General features: G+C 68.9%; 19 protein-coding genes and 1 other RNA gene. 2 read left to right on the top strand and 18 right to left on the bottom strand.

All coding sequences use genetic code 11. The features are described from left to right. Nucleotides 1-18: 18 nt before the first annotated feature. From VHL31_RS12160 to argH, 18 genes are all read right to left on the bottom strand, one after another. Nucleotides 19-948, bottom strand: coding sequence for a D-alanine--D-alanine ligase (locus VHL31_RS12160; protein WP_329661479.1), 930 nt, complete (start codon nt 946-948; stop codon nt 19-21). After that, nucleotides 945-1,850 (bottom strand): UDP-N-acetylmuramate dehydrogenase, encoded by a 906-nt coding sequence (murB, locus tag VHL31_RS12155; RefSeq protein WP_329661478.1) that lies wholly within the window; start codon nt 1,848-1,850, stop codon nt 945-947. The genes VHL31_RS12160 and murB overlap by 4 nt, the downstream gene beginning before the upstream one ends. Further along, a complete protein-coding gene (murC, locus tag VHL31_RS12150) occupies nt 1,847-3,265 on the bottom strand; it encodes a UDP-N-acetylmuramate--L-alanine ligase (RefSeq protein ID WP_329661477.1) in 1,419 nt (472 codons plus the stop codon). Before murC ends, murB begins: the two co-directional genes overlap by 4 nt. Continuing rightward, nucleotides 3,262-4,329, bottom strand: a complete 1,068-nt coding sequence (locus VHL31_RS12145; RefSeq protein ID WP_329661476.1) for a UDP-N-acetylglucosamine--N-acetylmuramyl-(pentapeptide) pyrophosphoryl-undecaprenol N-acetylglucosamine transferase — start codon at nt 4,327-4,329, stop codon at nt 3,262-3,264. Before VHL31_RS12145 ends, murC begins: the two co-directional genes overlap by 4 nt. Then, a complete protein-coding gene (locus VHL31_RS12140; protein ID WP_329661475.1) occupies nt 4,326-5,435 on the bottom strand; it encodes a putative peptidoglycan glycosyltransferase FtsW in 1,110 nt (369 codons plus the stop codon). The genes VHL31_RS12145 and VHL31_RS12140 overlap by 4 nt, the downstream gene beginning before the upstream one ends. Continuing rightward, entirely contained in the window at nt 5,432-6,796 is a 1,365-nt protein-coding gene (gene murD, locus VHL31_RS12135) for a UDP-N-acetylmuramoyl-L-alanine--D-glutamate ligase (RefSeq protein WP_329661474.1), read from the bottom strand. Before murD ends, VHL31_RS12140 begins: the two co-directional genes overlap by 4 nt. 5 nt (nt 6,797-6,801) lie before the next feature. Further along, entirely contained in the window at nt 6,802-7,890 is a 1,089-nt protein-coding gene (gene mraY / locus VHL31_RS12130; RefSeq protein WP_329661473.1) for a phospho-N-acetylmuramoyl-pentapeptide-transferase, read from the bottom strand. Then, complete coding sequence (locus tag VHL31_RS12125; protein ID WP_329661472.1) at nt 7,890-9,284, bottom strand: UDP-N-acetylmuramoyl-tripeptide--D-alanyl-D-alanine ligase; 1,395 nt, start codon at nt 9,282-9,284, stop codon at nt 7,890-7,892. Before VHL31_RS12125 ends, mraY begins: the two co-directional genes overlap by 1 nt. Beyond that, nucleotides 9,281-10,750 (bottom strand): UDP-N-acetylmuramoyl-L-alanyl-D-glutamate--2,6-diaminopimelate ligase, encoded by a 1,470-nt coding sequence (locus VHL31_RS12120; RefSeq protein ID WP_329661471.1) that lies wholly within the window; start codon nt 10,748-10,750, stop codon nt 9,281-9,283. The genes VHL31_RS12125 and VHL31_RS12120 overlap by 4 nt, the downstream gene beginning before the upstream one ends. Next, complete coding sequence (locus tag VHL31_RS12115; RefSeq protein ID WP_329661470.1) at nt 10,728-12,440, bottom strand: penicillin-binding protein 2; 1,713 nt, start codon at nt 12,438-12,440, stop codon at nt 10,728-10,730. The genes VHL31_RS12120 and VHL31_RS12115 overlap by 23 nt, the downstream gene beginning before the upstream one ends. Next, a complete protein-coding gene (ftsL, locus tag VHL31_RS12110; protein WP_329661469.1) occupies nt 12,437-12,811 on the bottom strand; it encodes a cell division protein FtsL in 375 nt (124 codons plus the stop codon). The genes VHL31_RS12115 and ftsL overlap by 4 nt, the downstream gene beginning before the upstream one ends. Beyond that, complete coding sequence (gene rsmH / locus VHL31_RS12105) at nt 12,808-13,836, bottom strand: 16S rRNA (cytosine(1402)-N(4))-methyltransferase RsmH (protein WP_329661468.1); 1,029 nt, start codon at nt 13,834-13,836, stop codon at nt 12,808-12,810. The genes ftsL and rsmH overlap by 4 nt, the downstream gene beginning before the upstream one ends. Before the next feature lie 514 nt (nt 13,837-14,350). Then, nucleotides 14,351-14,751: RNase P RNA component class A (gene rnpB, locus VHL31_RS12100), an RNA gene on the bottom strand. Nucleotides 14,752-14,767: 16 nt separating this feature from the next. Continuing rightward, nucleotides 14,768-15,481, bottom strand: a complete 714-nt coding sequence (locus VHL31_RS12095) for an N-acetylmuramoyl-L-alanine amidase (RefSeq protein WP_329661509.1) — start codon at nt 15,479-15,481, stop codon at nt 14,768-14,770. Beyond that, nucleotides 15,453-18,026, bottom strand: coding sequence for a TIGR02302 family protein (locus VHL31_RS12090; protein WP_329661467.1), 2,574 nt, complete (start codon nt 18,024-18,026; stop codon nt 15,453-15,455). The genes VHL31_RS12095 and VHL31_RS12090 overlap by 29 nt, the downstream gene beginning before the upstream one ends. A 44-nt stretch (nt 18,027-18,070) precedes the next feature. After that, a complete protein-coding gene (gene lysA / locus VHL31_RS12085; RefSeq protein ID WP_329661466.1) occupies nt 18,071-19,330 on the bottom strand; it encodes a diaminopimelate decarboxylase in 1,260 nt (419 codons plus the stop codon). Then, a complete protein-coding gene (gene lptM / locus VHL31_RS26945) occupies nt 19,327-19,443 on the bottom strand; it encodes an LPS translocon maturation chaperone LptM (RefSeq protein ID WP_414653709.1) in 117 nt (38 codons plus the stop codon). Before lptM ends, lysA begins: the two co-directional genes overlap by 4 nt. A 30-nt stretch (nt 19,444-19,473) precedes the next feature. Further along, nucleotides 19,474-20,841, bottom strand: coding sequence for an argininosuccinate lyase (argH, locus tag VHL31_RS12080; protein ID WP_349262420.1), 1,368 nt, complete (start codon nt 20,839-20,841; stop codon nt 19,474-19,476). 41 nt (nt 20,842-20,882) lie between these two features. On the opposite strand from argH, the gene VHL31_RS12075 reads away from it, so the two are divergent. Together VHL31_RS12075 and VHL31_RS12070 are read left to right on the top strand one after the other, a co-directional pair. After that, on the top strand, nt 20,883-21,413 hold the full coding sequence (locus tag VHL31_RS12075; RefSeq protein ID WP_329661464.1) for a TlpA disulfide reductase family protein: 531 nt from the start codon (nt 20,883-20,885) through the stop codon (nt 21,411-21,413). 129 nt (nt 21,414-21,542) lie between these two features. Continuing rightward, nucleotides 21,543-22,364, top strand: coding sequence for an SGNH/GDSL hydrolase family protein (locus VHL31_RS12070; RefSeq protein WP_329661508.1), 822 nt, complete (start codon nt 21,543-21,545; stop codon nt 22,362-22,364). The last annotated feature ends 99 nt before the right edge of the window (nt 22,365-22,463 follow it).

Raw genomic sequence — 22,463 nt, 5'->3', positions numbered from 1 at the left:
TCCGCGTGGATGTCCGGGTCAGCCGTCGCATCGGGCGGTCTCCAGGAGGCGCTGGACCAGATCTGCAAAATCGATGCCGCGATGAGCGGCCTGCTCGGGCAGCAGCGACAAAGGTGTCATGCCCGGCTGGGTGTTGATCTCCAGCAGGAAAAGTCCGTCTGCACCAGGCAGATCCGGATTCCAGCGGAAGTCACAACGTGTGGCACCCCTGCAACCCAGGGTTATGTGAGCGCGCATCGACCAGTCCATCACCGCCGCATACACATGTTCCGGAAGATCAGCCGGAACAACATGTTTTGCAAATCCATCGGTGTACTTTGCGCGATAGTCGTAGAAGCCGTCGAGCGGCACGATTTCGGTCACTGCCAACGGGGCATCGCCCAGCACGCCGCAGGTCAGCTCCCGGCCCCGGATATAGGGTTCCACCAGCAGGCGCTGGCCCGGGTCCACGTCGTTGCGCTCCCTCAGCGAGGCGAGGTTGCCGTCCGGCGCGATGAGCACGCCGACCGAGCTGCCTTCGCAGGATGGCTTCACGACGACGCCACCTTCGATCGGCGAGCCTTCCGCCAGCAGCCGGTGATAGCTGGTCTCCACCCCGATCGGGCAGCGCAGGCCGGCCGCCATAAACATCAGCTTGGCCTTGGGCTTGTCCATGGCCAGGGCCGACGCCAGCACGCCGGAGTGGGTGTAGGGGATGTTCAGCAGGTCCAAGAGCCCCTGCACCCGGCCGTCCTCGCCCAGCCGGCCGTGCAGGGCGTTGAAGCAGACATCGGGCCGCACCGCGAGCAGCTGCTCTGCCAGGCGCTCGGCCGCATCGATCCGCACCACATCGAAGCCGGCCCCGGCCAGCGCCTTGGCGCACTCATGGCCCGACACGAGGCTGACCTCGCGCTCCGCGGAACGGCCGCCCAGCAGGACGGCGACCTTCGCCCCCTTCCAGCGGCTCATGCGCCTGCCTCCTCGCCGATGCGCACGATCTCCCAGGCCAGGCTGACACCGCTTCGGGCCTGCACCCTGGCTCGCACCATCTCGCCCAGTTCCTCGATCTCGCGTGCCGTGGCACCGCCCCGGTTGATCAGGAAGTTGCAGTGCTTGTCCGACACCATGGCATGGCCGTGGACGAGCCCCCGGCAGCCGGCCTCATCCACCAGTTGCCAGGCACGGCGCCCGTCCGGGTTCTTGAACGTGCTGCCGCCGGTCGCGACCCGGATCGGCTGGGCGGATTCGCGCTCGGCGCGGATCTCGTCCATGCGGCGGAGGATGATGGCAGGGTCGCCCGGCTCCAGCGCGAATGCGGCACGGAGCACGATGGCACCCTCGGACAGGGCGGAACGCCGGTAGCCGAACTCCAACGCTGCCTTGTCCAGGCGGCGGATCACGCCGTCCCGCGTCACGATCTCGGCCCAGACCAGGCGGTCGCGGGTCTCGCCGCCGAAGGCGCCCGCGTTCATCTTCATGGCCCCGCCGATCGTGCCGGGGATGCCAATCATGAACTCGATCCCGGCAAGCCCGGCTCGCTGGGCGGCCCGCGCGACGTTCTGGTCCAGCGCGCCCGCACCAGCGATCAGCAGGTCATCCTCGACCGTGATCTTGGCGAGCGGTCCCACCAGGCGCACGACCACCCCGCGCAGCCCGCCGTCGCGGACCAGCAGGTTCGAGCCTACGCCCATGGGCAGCACCGGCAGGTCGGGCGGCAGGGCCTGCAGGAAGTCGGAGAGATCCTGGGCGTCGGCCGGGTTGAACAGGAGGTCCGCCGGACCGCCGACCTTCAGCCAGGTCAGGCCGTTCAGCGCAACGTCCCGGCGCAGGTCCCCGCGAACGGCCGGCAGATCGTCGCGCCAGTCGCTCATCGATCGGTTCCGCGCAGGGCCTCGATCTCGCCCGGCAGCGCATTCGCCCAGGCGCTGATCGTCCCGGCACCCAGGCAGACCACCAGGTCGCCCGGTGCCGTGGAGTCCCGGACGATGGCGGCCAGCCCTTCCTGGCCCTCGATCGGCCGGCAGTCGCGATGGCCGCGCGCACGGACGCCCTCGACCAGGCGGTCGCGGTCGGCCCCCTGGATCGGCGCCTCGCCGGCGGCATAGACCGGTGCGATCAGCACGGTATCGGCATCGTGGAAGCAGCCGCAGAACTCGTCGAACAGATCGGCTAGGCGGGAGAAGCGGTGCGGCTGGACCACCGCCACCACCCTGCCCTTCGTCGCCTGCCGGGCCGTTGCCAGCACCGCGCGGATCTCGACCGGGTGGTGGCCGTAATCGTCGACGACGGTAACGCCGCCGACCTTCCCGGTAATCGTGAACCGCCGCTTCACCCCGCCGAACGAGGCCAGCGCCTTGCGCGTTGCGGCATGGTCGATACCCAGCTGCTCGGCGATCGCGATCACCGCCAGCGCGTTCTGCACGTTGTGGCGACCGGGCATGGCCAGGCGGATGCCCTGCAGCAGGATCGGCTCCCCGCCGCCACGCGGGTTCAGCGCCACGTCGAAGGTGGAGCTGTCCGGGTCGATCTGCAGCGTGGTGGCCCGCACGTCGGCCTGGGGGCTGAAGCCGTAGGTCAGGACCTTGCGGTCGGTGATCCTCGCGACCAGGGCCTGCACCTCGGGATGATCGAGGCAGAGCACGGCGAAGCCGTAGAACGGCAGCCGCTCGACGAAGCGGTAATAGGCGTCGCGCACCGCATCGAAGGTGCCGTAATGCTCCATGTGCTCGGGATCGATGTTGGTGACGACACCGACGGTCGCGGGCAGGCGCAGGAAGCTGCCGTCGCTCTCGTCGCTCTCGACCACCATCCAGTCGCCCGAGCCGACCCGAGCATTGGTGCCGTAGGCGTTGATGATGCCGCCATTGACGACGGTCGGATCGTAGCCGGCTTCATCGAGCAGGGCTGCCACCAGCGAGGTGGTGGTGGTCTTGCCGTGGGTACCCGCGATCGCGATCGACGACTTCAGGCGCATCAGCTCCCCCAGCATCTCGGCACGGCGCACCACCGGCAGGCGGCGGGCGCGGGCGTCGACCATCTCCGGGTTGTCGCCCTTCACCGCCGAGCTGAACACGACCACCTGCGCATCGCCCAGGTTCTCGGCGCGATGGCCGATGAACACCTCGATGCCCTTGTCCTGCAGCCGCCGGACATTGGCGCTGGCGGCCTGGTCGGAACCCTGCACGCGGTAGCCCAGATGGTGCAGCACCTCGGCGATGCCGGACATGCCGATGCCGCCGATCCCGATGAAGTGGATGGTGCCGACATCCAGCGGCAGGACGTTCAAGGGTTCTTCTCCGCAAACGAAAGGACGAGGTCGGCAAGCGCCACGGTGGCATCCGGCCGGGCAAAACCGCGCGCGGCCTGTGCCATGGCGGCGAGCCCTGCCGGATGGCCTAGAAGATCACCGATGGCGGCGGCCAGACGCGCTGGTGTCGCGTCCGCCTCGCGCAGCACGTGGCCCGCGCCGGCATCGGCCACCCGCATGGCGTTGGCATACTGGTGGTCGTCGGCCGCATGGGCATAGGGGACATAGAGGGCCGGCCGTCCGCAGGCGCTCACCTCGGCGACGGTGGAGGCCCCGCTGCGCGCGACGACCAAGTGGCAGTCGGCAAGCCTTCGGGCCACGTCGTCGAAGAAGGACGCGATCTCGGCGGGAACGCCCATCGCTTCGTAGCGCGCCCGAAGCTGCTCGACGTCTTCCGGCCTCGCCTGCTGGACCACATGGAGGCGACCGCGCAGCTCCGGCGCCAGCAGGGCCAAGGCCTCAGGCAGCACGGCCGAGAAGATCCGCGCACCCTGCGAGCCGCCCATGACGAACAGGCGGATGGGGCCATCGGCAGGCGGCGGGTCCGGCTGGGCTTCGAAGCCGGTGCGGAGCGGATTGCCGGTGACGAGCGTGTCGGCGGAAAGGGGCGGCGCGTGGTCGGTACGGGCAAAGCTCAGCGCCAGCTTGCGGGCGAAGGCGGCAAGCACCCGGTTCGCCTTGCCCAGCACCGCGTTCTGCTCGTGCACTACGACCGGGCGGCCCAGCGCACGCGCCGCCATGGCCGGCGGGAAGGAGGCATAGCCGCCAAAGCAGGCCGCGACCTGGGGCTGCCAGCGCCGGAACAGACCCAGGCACTGCACGAAGCCCTGCACGACACCCAGGCCGCGGCCGACCACGCCCAGCCCGGGACGGGCCGCTGCCACGACATGGACCTCGTAGTCGCCCTTGACCCAGCGGCGGCCGCGTTCATCCACCACCAGGGCGACGCGATGGCCGCGGCGGATGATCTCGTCCGCCAGGGCCAGGGCGGGGAACATGTGCCCGCCGGTGCCGCCCGAAGCGATGACCACCCGTCCGCTCATCGATGGACGTCCAGGCGCGCTCCGCGCCGGGTGAGCGCCAGGAGCAGGCCCATGCTCAGGCCGAAGGCGAGCAGGGACGAGCCGCCATAGGAGACGAAGGGCAGCGTCATGCCCTTGGTGGGCATCAGGTTCAGGTTGACGGCTATGTTGATGAAGGCCTGCAGGCCGAACTGGGCGGCAAGCCCACCGGCTGCCAGGAGGCAGAAGCGGTCGGACAGGCTCGAGACGCGGGTGAGCGCCCGGTAGAGCAGGAAGAAGAACAGGGCCACCAGGAGCAGGCAGGTAATGATGCCGAATTCCTCAGCGGTGGCCGCGAAGATGAAGTCGGAATGGGCATCGGGCAGCTTGAACTTCACCTCGCCCTCGCCCGGCCCGCGGCCGAAGAAGCCGCCCGACGCCACCGCGTTCATGGCCTTGTCGACCTGGTAGACCTCCTTGGAGGGATCGAGGAAGCCGTCCACCCGCTGGGTAAAGTGCGGGAAGAACTGGTAGGCGCCCCAAAGGCCGCCGATGCCGGCCCCGGCCGCCGCCACGATCCAGAACCAGCCGAGCCCGGCCAGGAAGAGTTGGATGCCGAACACGGCCGCCACGACGAAGGCCATGCCGATGTCCGGCTGGCGGGCGAGCATCGCCAGGGCCAGGCCGACCGGCAGCAGGGCCGGCAGCAGCCCCTGCAGGCCCGGCGAGCGCGCCAGAGTCCAGGCGATGGCGATGGCAAGCGTCGGCTTGACGAACTCGGAGGGCTGCAGGCGGAAGCTGCCGAAGTCCAGCCAGCGATGCGCACCCTTCACTTCCGGGCCGTAGGGCGTGAGCGCGGTCAGCACCAGGAAGACGACCAGCAGCAGGAACGAGAGCCGGAGCACCCCGCGCGGCGACAGCATCGAGGTGAACAGCATCAGGGTGAGCGACATCACCAGGAAGATCGCCTGACGCTCGATGAAGTAGGTGGCCGAGCTGTACTGGCGGATCCCGATCGGCCCGCTCGCCGCGAACACCAGGATCAGGCCGACCAGGGCCAGGATCGCCAGGCCCACCATCAGGACCCGGTCGACCGTCCACCACCAATAGCCGAGGACGCTGCGGTTGCTGCGCGCAACGACGATCATGCCGCCTGGCCTCCAGTCGATGCGAGGGCGCGAAACCGGTCGCCCCTGGCCTCGTAATCCTTGAACTGGTCGAAGCTGGCGCAGGCCGGCGCCAGCAGCACGGTATCCCCGGGTACAGCAGCCTTGCGGGCCTCGGCCACGGCCGCCTCCAGCGTGCCGACCTTGCGATGCGTCACCACGTCACCCAGGTCGGCCGCGATCTCCTCGGCCGCCTCACCGATCAGCAGGGCTAGGGAGACATGGCGCATGACGGGAACAAGGCTCTTGAACCCGCCAGGCTTGGGCTTGCCGCCGGCGATCCAGACGATCCTGTCGAAGGCGGCCAGGCTCTTCGCGGCGGCGTCCGGGTTGGTGGCCTTGCTGTCGTTGACCCAGGCAACCCCGTCATGCTCGGCCACGCGTTCCATGCGGTGCGGCAGGCCGGGGAAGCTGGCCATGGCCGACGCGATCGCCTTCGGCGCAAGACCCAGAGCCCGGACGGCCGCATAGGCTGCGGCCGCGTTCTGATGGTTATGGGCGCCGCGCAAGGCTGGCGCGTTGTCCATGCTCGTGACGAAGCGCGAGGTCTTGTCGCTGGCGTCGATCAGCCGGCCGTCCACCACGCCGACGCCGACGCCGGGCATGGACGTGCCGGAGATCGGGATGATGCGGTGGGTGTCCCGAGCGGTCAGCCGCGCCAGCGCCGCCCGGCTGGCCGGATCGTCCACCCCGATCACCGCGCAGGCATGGCTGCGGCCGTGCCGGAAGATCCGCTCCTTGACCGCCGTGTAGTTCTCCAGGTTGCCGTGCCGATCCAGATGGTCGGGGGACAGGTTGGTCCATACGGCGATGTCGACGGGCAGGTCGCGGAGCAGGTCCAGCTGGTAGGAGGAGAGTTCCAGCACGAGCGTCGTGTCGGCAGGGCCGAGATCCAGGTCCAGGACCGGGATGCCGATATTGCCGCCGATGACGGCAGGCCGCCCGGACGTCGTCAGGAGGTGGTGAACAAGGGCGGTGGTCGTCGACTTGCCGTTGGTGCCGGTGATGCCCACGACCCGCCGCTCGCCCAGCCGGCCTGCCAGCAGGTCCAGGTCGGAGATCAGCGGGACACCGGACGCGCGGGCGGCCGAGATCACGGGATGCGGCGCCGGGTGGGTGAGCGGGATGCCAGGGCTCACGACGAGGGCCGCCAGCCCCGGCAGGGCCGACGCATCCGGCCGCACGGCACCCAGTGCCAGCGCCTGTTCGATCGCCTGCTCCTTGTCGTCGAACGCGACGATCCGGGACCGGCCGCCGGCCAGCGCCCGCACGACGGCGAGCCCGGTGCGGCCGAGACCCAGGACGCCCAGGTCGCGGCCGGCGATGCGATCGGTCCAGTTCATGGCGGTCACCGCAGCTTCAGGGTGGAGAGGCCGACCAGCGCCAGGATGGAGGCGATGATCCAGAAGCGGATCACGATGGTGGACTCCTGCCAGCCGAGCTTCTCGAAATGGTGGTGGAGCGGCGCCATCCGGAAGACCCGCCGGCCGGTCATCTTGAAGCTGGCGACCTGCACGATCACCGAGACCGCCTCCAGCACGAACAGCCCGCCGATCACCATGAGCACGAGCTCGTGCTTGACGATGACCGCGGTGATGCCGAGCGCACCGCCCGCGGAGAGCGAGCCGGTGTCGCCCATGAACACCATGGCAGGCGGCGCGTTGAACCAGAGAAAGCCCATCGACGCGCCGACCAGGGCCGCCAGGAACACCGAGATCTCGCCGGCCCCCGGCACGTGGGGGATGCCCAGATAGTTGGCGAAGATCGCGTTGCCGCCGAGATAGGCGATCATGCCAAAGCATCCTGCCGCGATCATCACCGGCACGATCGCCAGCCCATCCAGGCCATCGGTGAGATTGACCGCGTTCGAGCTGCCCATCATGACCAGCGTCGCGAAGACCGGGAACATGAAGCCCAGCGGGATCGCCGCGTCCTTGAAGAACGGCAGGGCCACGGAGGTGGCGAGCGGTCCGTCGACCGCGAGCACCAGATAGAAGGCGGCGAGGAGGCCGATCGCAGTCTGGGCCGCCAGCTTCAGGCGGCCGGACAGGCCCTTGCTGTTGCGCTTGGTGAGCTTGAGATAATCGTCGCCGAAGCCGATCAGGCCGTAGCCCAGCGTCACGAACAGGACGACCCAGGTATAGCCGTTGGAGAGATCCGCCCAGAGCAGGGTCGAGAGCGTCAGGGCCAGGAGGATCAGCACGCCGCCCATGGTGGGCGTGCCCTTCTTGGTCAGCAGGTGGCTTTCTGGCCCGTCCAGCCGGATCGGCTGGCCGCCCGGCTGCTTGCTCTTTAGCCAGCGGATGACCTTGGGGCCCAGCCAGAACGACAGGAACAGGGCCGTCATCACCGCACCGCCCGCGCGGAAGGTGATGTAGCGGAACACGTTGAACAGGGTCACGTCGTCCGAGAGCGGCACGAGCAGGTGGTAGAGCATCAGGAACCACCCGTGCCGGCTGTGGCGAGCCCGTCGACGATGACACGCATGCGGCTTCCCAACGACCCTTTTACGAGCACCACGTCGCCGTCCTTCAGGTCGGCGCGCAGCAGCTGGAGGAGCTCCGTGCTGGACGGAGCATGATGGACGGCGACGGCGCAGGGCAGCCGGTCGGCGAGGCGGGCCATGGCCGGCCCGCAGAGATAGGCGGCCTCTGCCCCGGCTTCTTCCACCGCGGGCGCCAGTGCCTCGTGCAGTGCGACCGAGCCCGCGCCCAGTTCCAGCATGTCACCGAGCACGGCCACCCGGCGGCCCGGCTGGCGGGCCAGCACGTCCAGGGCGGCGCGCATCGAAGCGGGGTTGGCGTTGTAGCTCTCGTCGAGCAGCATGACCCGCCCACCCGAGGCCAGCGTCAGCTCGCGGCGGACGCCCCGCCCGTCGACCGGCCGAATGGCCGCCATGGCTTGCGCTGCCTGATCGACGTCCAGGCCCAGCGCATGGATCACCGCCAGCCAACCCAGGCTGTTGTCGACCTGATGCCGGCCCGGCAGGTGGAGACGATAGGCGACGGTCCTGCCGGCAAGCTCGGCGATGACGTCGCTGCCCAGATGATCGCCCTCCTCGCCGACCAGCCGGACATCCGCGCCGGCAGCGCGGCCGAAGCTCAAGGTGCGGATGCCGGGTGTGGACCGGGCGAGGCTCGCCAGGAGGTCGTGCCAGGGACTGTCCGCCGGCAGCACCGCGCTGCCGCCCGGCTCGACCTTCTCCAGGATCTCCGCCTTCGCCCGCGCGATCCCCTCCTCGTTGGCAAAATGCCCGAGATGAGCGGGGGCGATCGTGGTGATCAGGGCCACATGCGGGCGGACCTGGGAGACGAGGGCACGGATCTCGCCCGCATGGTTCATGCCGAGCTCGAACACGCCAAAGGCGGCGTCGTGCGGCATCCGGGCCAGGCTCAGCGGCACGCCCCAATGGTTGTTGTGGCTCTTCGCACTGGCATGAACCAGGCCGGAACCCTGCAGGAGGGTCGCGATGGCGCTCTTCGCCGTCGTCTTGCCGGCACTGCCGGTAATCCCGACGATCCTGGCCTTCGTGGACAGGCGCCGGTAGGTGGCGAGCCCCTCCAGGCCCCGCAGCGTGTCGGTGACGATCAGGGCCGGCTGGCCGTAGGGCACGGCGTCGGCCCGTGCCACCAGCACCGCTCCCGCCCCCTCGGCCAGCGCATCCGGCACGAAGGCATGGCCGTCCCGGTGCTCGCCGGCCAGAGCCACGAACAGGTCGCCCCGGCCAAGCTCGCGCGTGTCGATGGCGATGCCGCCGACGCTCCAGGGACCACCCTGGATGGTCCCGCCGGTGGCCTCAGCAGCCTCCTCAGCCGTCCAGAGCGGCTTCAAGCCGCGACACCTTCGGCCAAGGCCTCAGCCGCCACCGCGACATCGTCGAACGGATGCACGACGCCCGCGATCGTCTGGCCACGCTCGTGGCCCTTGCCTGCGATCAGCAGCACGTCGCCCCCGCGCAGCTCGGCCACCGCGCTCCGGATCGCGCGGCCACGGTCGCCGATCTCGCGCGAGCCTTCAGGCATGGCGGCCAGGGCGGCATCGCGGATCGCCGCCGGATCCTCGCTGCGTGGATTGTCGTCGGTCACGATCGCCAGGTCGGCGAACGCCGCCGCGGCCTGGCCCATCAGCGGCCGCTTGCCCGGATCACGATCGCCGCCGCACCCGAACACGACGACGAGCCGTCCGCTGGCATGGGGCCTTGCGGCCAGCAGCGCCTTCTCCAGGGCATCCGGCGTGTGGGCATAGTCGACATAGACGGCAGCCCCGCTGCGCGTCGTCCCGGCCAGCTGCATGCGGCCAGGCGCGCCCTGGACCTGGCCCAGCAGCCGTGCCCCCTGCTCCAGTTCGCCACCGCTGGCATGCCAAAGGCCCAGTGCCGCCAGCAGGTTCTCGGCCTGGAAGGCGCCGACCAGCGGCGAGCTGATCCGGTGCTCGACGCCGCCCAGGGCCAGCGTCAGGGTCTGACCTGCCGGTGCCGGCAGTTGCTCGACCAGGCGGAGGGCTTCCGCGCTGCGCCCGAAATCGAGCACGCGGATGCCGCGACGGGCGCAGCGCTCGCGCAGGACCGGGAACGCCGGCACGTCCGCGTTCAGCACCGCCGTGCCGTCCTCGGCCAACACCTCGTCGAACAGGCGGGCCTTGGCGGCGAAGTAGGCCTCCATGGTGACATGGTGGTCGAGATGGTCGCGGGTGAGGTTGGTGAAGGCGGCGGCGGCGACATGCAGCCCGTCGACCCGCTTTTGCTCCAGGCCGTGGCTGGATGCCTCGATCACCAAGTGGTCCACGCCCTTGGCTGCCAGTTCGGCGGCCAGGCGCTGCAGCGTGAGGACGTCCGGCGTGGTCAGGTTGCCCGGCAGGTCGCCGGTCGTGGACTGGACGCCGAGCGTGCCGATCGAGGCCGCCGGCAGGCCGGACATGGCCCAGAGCTGGCGGGTGAAACTGGCGACGGAGGTCTTGCCGTTGGTGCCGGTGACGGCGGCGACGCAGGCGGGCTGCCGGCCGAAGAAGCGGGCCGCCATGCGAGCCAGCAGCGCGCTCGGGTCGGCGGCGACCAGTTTCGGCACCGGCAGGTCGACGGCGTCGAGGGAGGGTCCACCCAGCACCGCGACGGCGCCGGCCCGGACGGCCGCTGGCGCGAAGGCGGCGCCATCCAGCTTCGAGCCCGGCAACGCTGCGAACAGGCCACCCGGCTTTACGTTGCGCGAATCGAGCGCCAGGCCCAGGACCTCGATGTCCTGGGCGCGATCGGGCAGCGGGCGAAGCAGCTGCGCCGGTTCACATAGGCTCGAGAGCAGCAACGCGAGCCTCCTTGATGCGGCGCGTCAGTTCCTTCTCGCGGATCTCCGCCGGTGCCGCGGCCAGGAACTCGTCCTCGACCGTCTGCGGCACCAGCGGTACGCCCAGGAGCGGGGCAGTGCGGCTGATGACCCGGCCGGTGACGGGGGCTGCGTTCCAGCTACCGTAGCGAAAGCCCATCGAGGCGGCATTCGCGGTCGGGTTGTCCAGCATGACCAGGATCGCGTAGCGCGGCTCGTTCATCGGGAAGGCCGCCACGAAGCTCGCGATGACATTGCCCTTGATGTAGCGGCCGTTGATCGGCTTGTCGGCCGTGCCGGTCTTGCCGCCGACCATCATCCCGGGCACCCGCGCCTTCGTACCCGTGCCGTCGACGACATTCAGCCAGAGCAGTTCGCGGATCTGCGCGGATGCCTTTTCCGAGATCACCCGCTCGCCCGGGAGCGGCTGCGAGGAGTCGCGGCGCAGCAGGGTGGCAGGACGCAGGACGCCGCCATTCACCACGGCGGAGAAGGCATTGAGGAAGCTGAGCGGCGTGATGGCCAGGGTCTGTCCGTAGGAGACCACCGCCACGGTGATGTCGGGCCAGCGCCTCGGAATGAGCGGGCTGCTGACGCCGGGCACTTCGAGCTGCGGCTTCTCCAGGAGGCGGAGCTTCTCCAGATATTCGCGCTGCAGGTCCGCCCCGCCGGCCAGCGCCATCCGTGCCGTGCCGATGTTGGAGCTGTTGATGAAGACGTCGGTGGTGGATGCCCAGCGCTTGAGCGGATGGGAGTCGCCGATCGAGCGCCGGCCGATCTGCAGGCGCTTGGTGGCATCCCACATGTCGTTCATCTTGACGACGCCGGCATCCATCAAGGTGGCCAAAGTCAGCGTCTTGAACAGTGAGCCGACCTCGTAGACGCCTTCCGTGTTGCGGTTGCTGCGGCGCAGGTCCTCAGGCCCGATCGGGCGGTTCGCGTCGAAGTCCGGCAGGCTGACCATGGCCAGCATCTCGCCGGTGCGCACGTCCATGATCATGCCGTTGGCGGCGCGGGCCTCGTAGGTCCGGATGCCGGCCATCAGCTCCTCGCGCAGCACCTGCTGGATGCGCAGGTCGATCGACAAGGCGAAGGGCTCGCGGTCGCGGCTGGAGACGTCGGTGCGGATCGTGCGGTCGAAGCGCTGCTCGATGCCGCTCAGCCCGCCATTGTCGACCCCAGTCTGCCCGATCAGGTGCGCGACGAGGCTTGCCTGCGGATAGACCCGGCGGGGCTGCTCGCGAAACTCCAGGCCGGGCACCCCCAGGCTCAGGAGAGCTGCCTGCTGCCTGGGGCTGATCCGCCGCTCCAGCCAGACGAAGTGGCGGTCGCTGTCCAAGATCCGCTCGATGATCCTCGGGTCGCGGCCGAGCACCGCCGCGATGCTCCCGATGGTCGTCTGGTCCTTGGGCACGTCGCGAGGATCGGCGCCGACGCCGGACACGGTCACGTCGGTCGCCAGCGGCACGCCGTGGCGATCGACCACATCCCGGCGGCTGATCCCGTCCTGGGGCCGCACGTAGCGCGAGGCCTCTTCCTGGGCTCCGGCAAGCTGGGTGATGTCGACCAGGCGGAAGGCCAGGGTGGAGAACAGGAGCCCGAACGTGGCGAGCAGAACGCCGATCCGGCGCCTCGCCAGGGCTACGCCACCTTCCCCACCGCTGGTCCTCATCGCGCGATGCCCCCGAGGACCAGTGGCTTCATCCGCGTCGGCACCTCGGCACCGGATGGGAGAAGCACGGCCAGCACGCGGTCGGCATAGGCGATGCGCGCATGGTCGGGCATGTCGCCGACGCTCGCCAGGCTCGTCACATAGACCGGCACCATGTCGAGCTTCGGCGCGACGGCGACCATCCGGTCGGGATGGGTGCGCAGGGCCAGATCGGCTTCCAGCGTGCGGATCTCGTCGACCGAGGCCACGATCTGGCGCTCCAGGGCACGAGCATGGTTCTCCAGCTGCACCACCTCGTATTTGAGGTGGAAGGTCCCCCAGGCCGTGCCCAGGAGCAGCAGCACGAGAAACAAGACCTTGCGCCCGGTCATCGCTCGCCCTCCATCATGTCGGTCAGGCCCCGCACGGGGCCTCGATAGGTCACGCCCGGTCCCAGCCGCACCGCGCAGCGCAGCCGCGCGGAACGGGCACGAGGATTTTGCTCCGTCTCGGCCGCCTCCGGCCGGAGCGGGCGGTCGATCAGCCAACCCCAGCGCGGCTCCTCGTCGGGCAGCGCCGGCAGGTGCCGGTTGGCCCGGCGGGTACGGCCGCCCCGCTCGTTGACGAAGTCCTTCACAATCGAATCTTCGCCGGAATGGAAGGCCACGGTGACGAGCCGTCCTCCCGGCCGCAGCACCCGCTCGGCAGCATCCAGGCCGGCGCGCAGCTCGGCCAGCTCGTCGTTCACCGCGATGCGCAAGGCCTGGAAGGTCCGCGTGGCCGGTTCGATCAGCTCCCTCGACGGGCCCTTGGCACGCGCGACGATGTCGGCCAGCTGCCGCGTCGTCTCGATGGGCGCCTTCTGGCGCTCGGCCACAACCGACCGGGCGATCCGCCGCGCCTCTCGCTCGTCACCGTAGTTCCACAGGAGGCGGGCGAGATCGATCTCCGCGATCTCCGCGATCAGCTCCGCGGCGGTCTGGCCTTCCCTGTCCATCCGCATGTCCAAGGGCGCGTCATAGCGGAAGGAGAAGCCCCGCTCGGCCTGGTCCAGCTGGAAGGACGACACGCCCAGGTCGAACACGACCGCGTCGACCGATTCCAGGCCCTGATCGGCCACGACCCGGTCCAGCTCCCCGAACCGCGCATGGATCAGGCGCAGCCGCGGATCCCGATCAACGATCGCCTGTCCCCGCGCCACTGCATCGGGATCGCGGTCCAGCGCCAGGACCTGGCGCAGGCCGGTATCGAGCAGAGCACGTGTATAGCCGCCACCGCCGAAGGTGGCATCGAGCACGACCTGGTCCGGCTGCGGCGCCAGCGCCTTCAGCACCTCGGCCAGCATGACCGGCGCGTGCCCACTCATGCTCGCCGGGGGCGTGATGGCCATGGGCGCGTCGGTCGGGACCAAAGGCACGATGTCCTCGATCGATGAAGATGGGCGATGCAGCTGGGTTAGCACGCTACCAGTAGCGCACCAATGCATTTCTGAGCCTGCGTAGCAGAGTCCTGCGGCTTTCACAGCCAGTCGCCAGTCGTCAAGATCGTTTCGCGAAGAAAATACCGGCTATTTGCTCTGCGGCGCAAATAGTCGACCACAACCACACACGAATGGTATTGTAATTTTACTTGGATACGATCAGGAGCAGCGGGTCAACGCTGATACGGCGAAGAAACCTCTCCACCAGAAAGCGACAGCACCGGTTCAACCTACACGCGTGCCGCAGCTCAAACTTATGATCGATGCGCTGGGGACGGTCAAGCCGCAAACCCCAGCAGGTTTGTGGATAACCAGCCACAAACTGTGGAAGGATTTGACGTACCACCCCATACATCCTGTGGACAAAGCTGAGGAAAGTTCCAGGAACCGTGGGAAAGCCCTTAACGCGGACCTTTTCCACGGGTCAAGCAATTCTACCATTTGGCGAAGTTGCACCAGGCGGCCTGTAAGCCGGGTTCTGTCCCCGTGTTGCCACGGGCGACGGCCATTCCTCTGGGACGACACTCGCGTGTCGCCTCGCGCGACCGACCCGGACGACCAGCCCGGAAACGGGCCTGCCAGCCATGAAGGCTCGCCGTCGTCCCTATTTGGTCTTGCTCCCGGTGGGGTTTGCCATGCCGCCTCCGTTACCGGAAACGCGGTGCGCCCTTACCGCACCTTTTCACCTTGACCCGCAGACCCCCGAGAGGGCCCGGGCGGGCTGACCGATCTCTGTGGCACTTTCCCTGGAGTCACCTCCGCCGGGCATTACCCGGCACCGTGCTTCCGTGGAGCCCGGACTTTCCTCACCTGCGCCATCGCTGGCGAAAGTGCGGCCGTCCAGTCGCCTGATGCAGGCAAACCCGTATCATGACCGTCCGGTGACTTGAAGCCTTTCGACTCCCGCGATCAACCTCGCAGTTTCATCGTCCACCACGCCGTCCACCCTCCAGAAGCGATAGCGGCGCTGGAATGCCGTCACCGCAAGCGCCGGCGTGACACCGTCCAGGTCCAGTGGGTAGCCGATCGTGCGCAGGGAATGCTCCGGGTCGCGGCCGATGGCGGCCTCGTCGGGCCAGAGCCCGATGCCCGCCCGGGCCAGACGCTGCCAGGGAAACAGCTCCCCCGGATCCTGCTTGCGGTGCGGGGCAATCTCGGCATGTCCCAGGACCCGCGTGGCCGGGATCGGCCACCTTTGCAGGATGCCCTGGCACAGCCGTTCGACGGAGCGCAGCTGAACGTCCGGAAACGGCCGGTAGCCCCACTCATGGCCAGGGTTCACGATCTCCACGCCGATCGAGCATGCATTCAGCCCGATCCTGCCCTGCCAGCCGCTCACCCCGGCATGCCAGGCACGCCGCCGCTCCGGCACCAGCGCCACCATCTGCCCATCCTCGTCGACCAGCCAATGCGCGCTGACCGCCGCCTCCGGGTCGCGAAGGCGGTCCAGCGCCGCCTGGGCGCTGGACATGCCGGTATAGTGCAGCACGAGCGTGTCGACGACCGAGCCGGCCGGGCGATCGTCCTGGTTCGGCGACGGACGGACGCTGGGCTCAGAACCGCTCGAGGAGTCGGTCGTAATAGTCCAGCTCCATGCGCGGCCGGTTCGGATCGCCGGCCCGCCGGTAGAGTTCCTCCAGCACCGCCCGCGCCCGCCCGAGCGCCGCCTCGTCGGGCACCGCAGTGCTGTCGGAATCCGGCCCGCCCATGCCTTCGGGGTTGCGACCCAAGGGATCGCGCTGCCAGCCGGTCTGCGTGCGGCCGGGCTGCTGGCCGGGCTGGGTACCGCCTGGACGGCCCGGCCCCTGCCCTTCCTCCTGGCCCATCTGCTGGCGCATCTGGTCCATGATGCCGCGCCCGGCTTCCTGCATCAGGGCCATGGCCTGGCCCTGCGGGTCGGTCGCCGCACCGGGGCTGCCCTGCTGGAGCTGCCCCTCGGCGCCGCGCATCTGGAGCTCGGCCTGGCCCAGCTGGTCCGGAATCTCCATCCCCTGCTCCGCCAGGCCCGCCATGATGTCGCCGAGCTGGCGGCGCAGCATCTCCTGGAGCTGCGCCAGCTGCTCGGGCGTCATCTGCTGCTGATCGCCCTGCTGACCCTGCTGACCTTGTTGCCCCTGCTGACCTTGTTGCCCCTGCTGGCCTTGTTGCCCCTGCTGGCCTTGTTGACCTTGCTGCGGCATGCCGTTCATCCGGCGCTCCATGCTGAAGGCCTCGTCCTGCAGCATCTGCTGGCGGCGGATCGCCTCCTGAAGGTCGGACAGCGCCTGCTCGCCTGGGGCCTGCGGCGCCATCTCGGTCGGGAGCTGAGCCTGCAGGTTCTCCATCATCTGGCGCAGCTGCGCCAGCATCTCCTCGGCCGCGTCGCGCGAGCCGCTCTTGAGCATCTCCCGCGCCTTGTCGAGCATCTCCTGCAGATCCTGCCGCTCGACCATGTTCTCGTTCTGCTGGCCCGGCTGCTGCGGCTGGCGCATGGCCCGCTCCAGGGCCTGCGGGTCACGCATCGCCTCCGCCAGGGCCTGCCGGCTCAGCTCGTCCAGGTAGCGGTTCATGGCCTCCTGGAGTTCGTCCATCAGCCGCTCGATCTCGGCATCCTCGCGCCCCTCGGCCAGCGCCCGCTCCAGTTCCTCCTGCAGTCGGCGCATATCGCGCTCCGCGGACGCCATCCGCCCTTCCTCCACGAACAGGGCCGTGTCCCAGAGCTGCTCCATCACGGACGCCATGTCCTGCTCGGAAAGCTCGTTGCGGCGGAGCCGCTCGGCTGCGCTGTTCAGGGACAGCGGCACGGAGGAGGGAAGCTCCTCCATCATCTCCGAGCCGGCCAGCTGGTCCAGGATGTCGGCCACGGTCTCGCGCTCCTCCGGCGTGGAGGCGAGATCCTTGCGCTGGTCGATGATTGCCTTGGCCACGGGATGCTCGAACGAGCGCTCCGGCAGGACCATCGTCAGCGGCTCTGACCGTCCCTCCTGGCCCAGCGCGTCGACCGCGACCAGCACCATGCGGACCTCCGCTCCCGCCAGCGGGTGAGGAGTCGTGTCGAGATAGGAGCGGCCCTTGGTCTGCCTGGGCTGGTCGGGCAAGGACTTCAGCGCGATCCGCTCTGCCGGGCGGCTGCCATCGACCGGCTCCACCTCGAGCGCCACGGACACGAGGCCGTAGTCGTCGGCACCGTTCCAGCCGATCTCGAGCGCGCCCCGCAAGGTCGTGCGCGGGCTGCCTTCGCCCTGAATCGTCGGGACCCGGTCGGGCTGCGCCGCCAGGAGATAGCGCGCGATCTCCTGCTGGGAATCGTCGCGGATCACCACATCGCCGTCCTGCTTCACCTCCAGCCGGGCCTCGGCACTGGCCTCGCCCAGCCGGGTGGCAGTGACGTCGGTGCCTTCAAAGACAACGGTGGGTGCCGCGGACTCCTCGGGCAGATGATGGATCTGGATCAGGGCCTGCGAGCCGGCCGGCACGATCGTGCGGGTTCCGCCTGCCTCGATCAGGCGCGGCGGCTGGCGGGTGTAGGCCGGCGGCTCGACCCAGAGCGTCGCGGTCACGGCCTGGGCCGCCTCGCGGGCGGCGATGCCCGGGATGAACGCGTCACGCAGGCGCTGGCCGATGCGGCCCTCGGCATCGACCAGTGCGATGGCCAGCACCAATACCAACCCTGCACGCACCGCCCACGGGTCCAGCTTCGGCAGCTGCGAGCGGGGCGGGAGCAGCTTCGTCTTCGTCGACAGATCGGCCAGGCGCGCCTTGTGGCGCGCCCAGAGCGCGCGGGTAAACGGATCGTCGGCCCCGCCGGCCAGCTTGTCGTCCAGTGCGCGGAGCGGGGCATGGCTGAAACCGCTGTCGGCCTCCAGGCGGCTGAGCGCCTGCGCCCTGCCCGCCGGGCGGAAGCGGCGGACCGCCTGGACGAGCGTGAACAGGAAGGCCGCGGCGAACAGGACGAGCACGATCGCATGGAGGACGGCGGGCAGCCTCGAAAGGAGGCCGAACAGCGCCGCGATCAGGAACAGGCAGAGCACCAGGAGCGGCCAGCGTGCCACGGCCCAGAGCTGCTCGATGTCCACGAACAGCCGGGCAGCCCGGATCGTGCGGTTCAGCCTGCGCGGCATGCTCATCGCCTGATTCGACCGGTCCAACGGCCCATTCCCTCTTGGCTGGGTCCTCCCCGTACCGGCCGGATCTAGCCCAGCCAGGGCGGGATCACCTCGTCCTCGTACTGCTTCTCGACCGGCCGACGCCGGGTGATCACATCGAACTGGTCCCCGTCTACCATGACTTCGGCAGGTCCTGGCCTAGAATTGTAGTCCGATGCCATCACCCTTCCATAGGCACCAGCCTGCATGATCGCCACGAGGTCGCCCTCCACCATGCGCGGCAGCATCCGGCCGCGGGCAAAGAAGTCGCTGCTTTCGCAGATGGGGCCTACCACCTCGGTCGGTGCCAGCTCCGCGCCGGGGATCCCGACAGGCTCGATGTCGTGCCAGGCACCGTACATCGCCGGACGGATCAGCGTGTTCATGCCGGCGTCCAGGACCAGGAAGCGGTGCTCGCCCGTTTCCTTCAGATAGATGACGCGCGTGAGAAGGACGGCCTGCTCGGCCACCAGGAAGCGGCCCGGCTCCAGCACGAGCTTCGCGCCCAGGCCCGTCGTGATGCGCTTCACCATCGCGGCGTAGTCGGCGATGGTGAAGTTGGGCGCCTCCCGGTAGTGGACGCCGAAGCCGCCGCCAAAGTCGATGCGGGTAATCGGCACCCCGCTTTGCCGCACCGCCTTCCAGGCCTCGATCACCCTGAGATAGGCAGCCTCGAACGGTGCCAGCTCGGTGATCTGCGACCCGATGTGACAATGGAGGCCCACCGGCTCGATGCCGGGCATGCGCGCGGCTTCGCCCAGGATCGACACGGCGTTCTCGACCGGCACGCCGAACTTGTCGCCCTTCCTGCCGGTCGAGATCTTGTCGTGGCCGCCGGCAGCGACGTTCGGGTTGACCCGGAGCGCCACCCTGGCGCGCGTGCCGAGCGTCTGCGCCACCTGGTCCAGGCGACGAAGCTCCTCGATGGATTCGACGTTGAACTGCCAGATGTCGTGCCGGAGGCCCTGGCGCATCTCGTCATCGTCCTTGGCCACGCCGGCAAAGACGATGCGCTCGGGCGGACACCCTGCCTTGAGCGCGCGGGCGATCTCGCCGCCCGACACCGTGTCCATGCCAAGGCCCAGGCTGGCGAACAGCTTCAGGATGGCCAAGTGATGATTGGCCTTCACGGCATAGCAGACCTGGACGTCCTGGCCGGCGAACGCATCGATCAGCGCCCGGGCCTGGGCGCGCATCCCGCCGGCCGAGTTCACGTAGACCGGGGTTCCCGCCATCTCCGCGATGGCGGCGAGCGGGACCTCCTCGACGAACAGCTGTCCGCTGCGCCGGCCGAACACCGGGCTCACGGGTTGCCGCTCTCGTTCGCCGGCTCGGGCGGAACTTCGAGAGTGCCCTTCTTGCCGCACGCCGACAGGGCAAGCGGAAGCAGGAGAATGGCGAGAACGAGCAGCTTACGCATCGGGGGTGGGCCTGTGGTGATGGAACATGATCAGAGAAAGCGTATCCGGGCTGCGGCGATCGCCTCGCGGACCCTCACCGGCGCCGTGCCGCCCTCGCTGGTCCGGCTCGCGACCGAGTTCTCGACGCCCAGCACCGCGAAGATACGCGCATCGATCCGCCCGTCCACCGACTGCATGACCTCCAGCGGCAGCTCCTCCAGGCTGGCGCCGCGCTCCTCCGCGACCTTCACGCAGCGGGCGGCGATCGCATGGGCGTCGCGGAACGGCACGCCGCCCTCGCGCACCAGCCAGTCGGCGAGATCGGTGGCATTGGTGTAGCCGACGCCGGCCGCCGCGTGCATCCGCGCCTCGAACACCGTGATGCCTTCCAGCATGGCGGCCATGGCGCGCAGGACCAGCTCGTAATTGTCGACCGCGTCGAACACGCCCTCCTTGTCCTCCTGCATGTCCTTGGAATAGGCCAGGGGAAGCCCCTTCAGCACGATCAGGAGGGCCTGGAGATGACCGATCACCCGGCCGGACTTGCCGCGCACCAGCTCCGCGGCATCCGGGTTGCGCTTTTGCGGCATGATCGAGCTGCCGGAGGTGAACGCCTCCGGCATGCGCACGAAGCCGAACTGCGGCGTGCTCCAGAGCACCAGCTCCTCGGCAAGGCGCGACAGGTGCACGGCACCGATGGACGCGCTGGCCAGGTAGTCCAGGGCGAAGTCGCGGTCGGACACCGCGTCGATCGAGTTCGCCATCGGCCGGCTGAAGCCGAGCTCACGGGCGGTGCTGTGCCGGTCGATCGGATAGGAGGTGCCGGCAAGCGCACCGGCGCCGAGCGGACTGTCGGATGCCCGCGCCAGCGCGTCGGCAAAGCGCGAGCGGTCGCGGCCGAACATCTCGACATAGGCCATGAGATGATGGCCGAAAGTCACCGGCTGGGCGGCCTGGAGGTGGGTGAACCCCGGCATCACCGTGGCCGCGTGCTTCTCCGCCAGGTCGAGCAGCACGCGCTGCAGACCGCACAGCAACTCGTCGGCGCGCCGCATGGCGTGGCGGGTCCAGAGCTTGAAGTCGGTGGCGACCTGATCGTTGCGGGAGCGGCCGGTATGGAGGCGGCGGCCAGGCTCGCCGATATCCTCGGTCAGCCTCGCCTCGACATTGAGATGGATGTCCTCCAGCGCCGTGGTGAATTCGAACTGGCCCGCCTCGATGCGTGCGGCGATCCGCTGCAGCCCCTCCAGGATGGCATCGCGGTCGGCCCCCGAGATCACCTGGCGGTCCGCCAGCATGCGCGCATGCGCGGCGGATCCTGCCAGATCCTCGCGCCACAGCCGGCGGTCGAAGGGGATCGAGGCGTTGATGGCTTCCATGAGGGGGGCCGGTCCCTCCTGGAAATGTCCGCCCCACATGCTACGTCCGCTGCCGCTGCTCACGCTGTTCGCATCCAGAGGTGAAGAATTTGGACCGCCGCCGCCTGCTTTCGCTCCTGGCCCTCGTGGCCCTGCCGGGACCGGCCTTCGCCGCCGAGGGGTTCGACTTCAAGAGATCGGACGAGCGTACGGCCGTGCCGGAGATAAAGTACCTGGACCAGGGGGGCAACGAGACCGACCTCGCCGCGCTGAAGGGCCGGGTGGTGGTCCTGAATCTCTGGGCGACCTGGTGCGCGCCCTGCCGGGAGGAGATGCCGTCCCTGGACCGGCTGCAGGCGATGTACCCCAAGGACGATGTGACGGTGCTGGCACTCAGCGTGGACAAGGCGCCGCCCGAGCGGGTGCAGCAGTTCCTGGACGATGTCGGCGTGGCGCACCTGGAGATCGGCCGCGACCCGACGGTCAAGGCGGCCCGGCTCCTCAATGCACCGGGCCTGCCGGCAACGCTGGTGATCGACCGGCAGGGACAGGAGGTGGGCCGATTGCTGGGGATCGCCGCCTGGGACGGCCCCGAGGCGCTTGAACTGATCGACGAGTTGCGCGCCGAATAGATCTCGATCGTTGTCCTGCAACTACACCAGCAGGATGGTCGCCCAAATGCATCACCCGGTACGCCAAAGCGTGGATAAAGGGTATCCAGCGCCGGTGGTGTCCCCTAGTAGAGCCAACCACCATTGTTGATGCTCAAGAAGGTCGTGTCCGGCATGTTCAGTCGTCGCCACATTCTCGCAGGCGGTGCCGCTGCAGTCGCGTTCTCGTCGGCAGCCCAGGCTTCCCATATTCCAGTGAAGGTGACGCAGCGCCTCGTCGTGCTGGGCGACAGCTACTCGGACCCGAACTACGACACCCAGTTCAACTACACGCCGTTCCCGAACTGGGCGGAACTCCTGGTGAGCCGCGGTCGTGCGGCGACCATGCGCAACTTCGCGTTGTCGGGTGCTACGGCGCGGACCTATTCGAGTGCGCCCGTCCGCGGGACGTTCAAGTCGCAGCTGGACCAGTTCCTGGCCAACCCCGGCTGGGGCACGGACGACGTCACGGTCGTCTATTTCGGCTACAACGACATCGCCCGCAGCACGAACAGCCTTTGGTCCACCCTGACCCAGTCCAAGATCGATTATCGGACGGGCGTGGACCGGCTGATCGCGGCGGGTGCCATGGCCGGCAAGCGGCGGCTGATCCTCACCTCCGTGCACGACTGGAGCAAGAACCCGAAGACACGCGCGGAGTACGTCACCCGTACCCGCGACTGGCTGACCTTCACCTACGACCTGCTCTCCAAGCGGCCGGGCGTCATCAACGCCAACATCTACCGCCGGATTACCGACGTCATGCTTCGCCCGCAGGTCTACGGGCTGAACAACGTCACGACCGCCGACGTCACCCGGTCGCAGACCACGGCATTGTTCCTGAACGGCAATCATTTCGGGGCCAAGGGCCACCAGATCCTGGCCGATGAGTTCAGCACCGTCCTGGACTTCGTCGTCCGCTCGCGTCGCTGATCGACCATCGCAAGTCGCGAGGGAGGGCGGGTCCGGCAGCGGGCCCGCCCTCTTCTTTTGGCGCTGCGTGTCGCCCATGTGACAGAATGCGATTCTTTG

Origin of the sequence: Geminicoccus sp. (genome assembly GCF_036263595.1) — a bacterium.
Classification (GTDB): domain Bacteria; phylum Pseudomonadota; class Alphaproteobacteria; order Geminicoccales; family Geminicoccaceae; genus Geminicoccus.
Note: the sequence above shows the minus strand (reverse complement) of the source record. Positions and strands in the feature narration are given on the sequence as shown.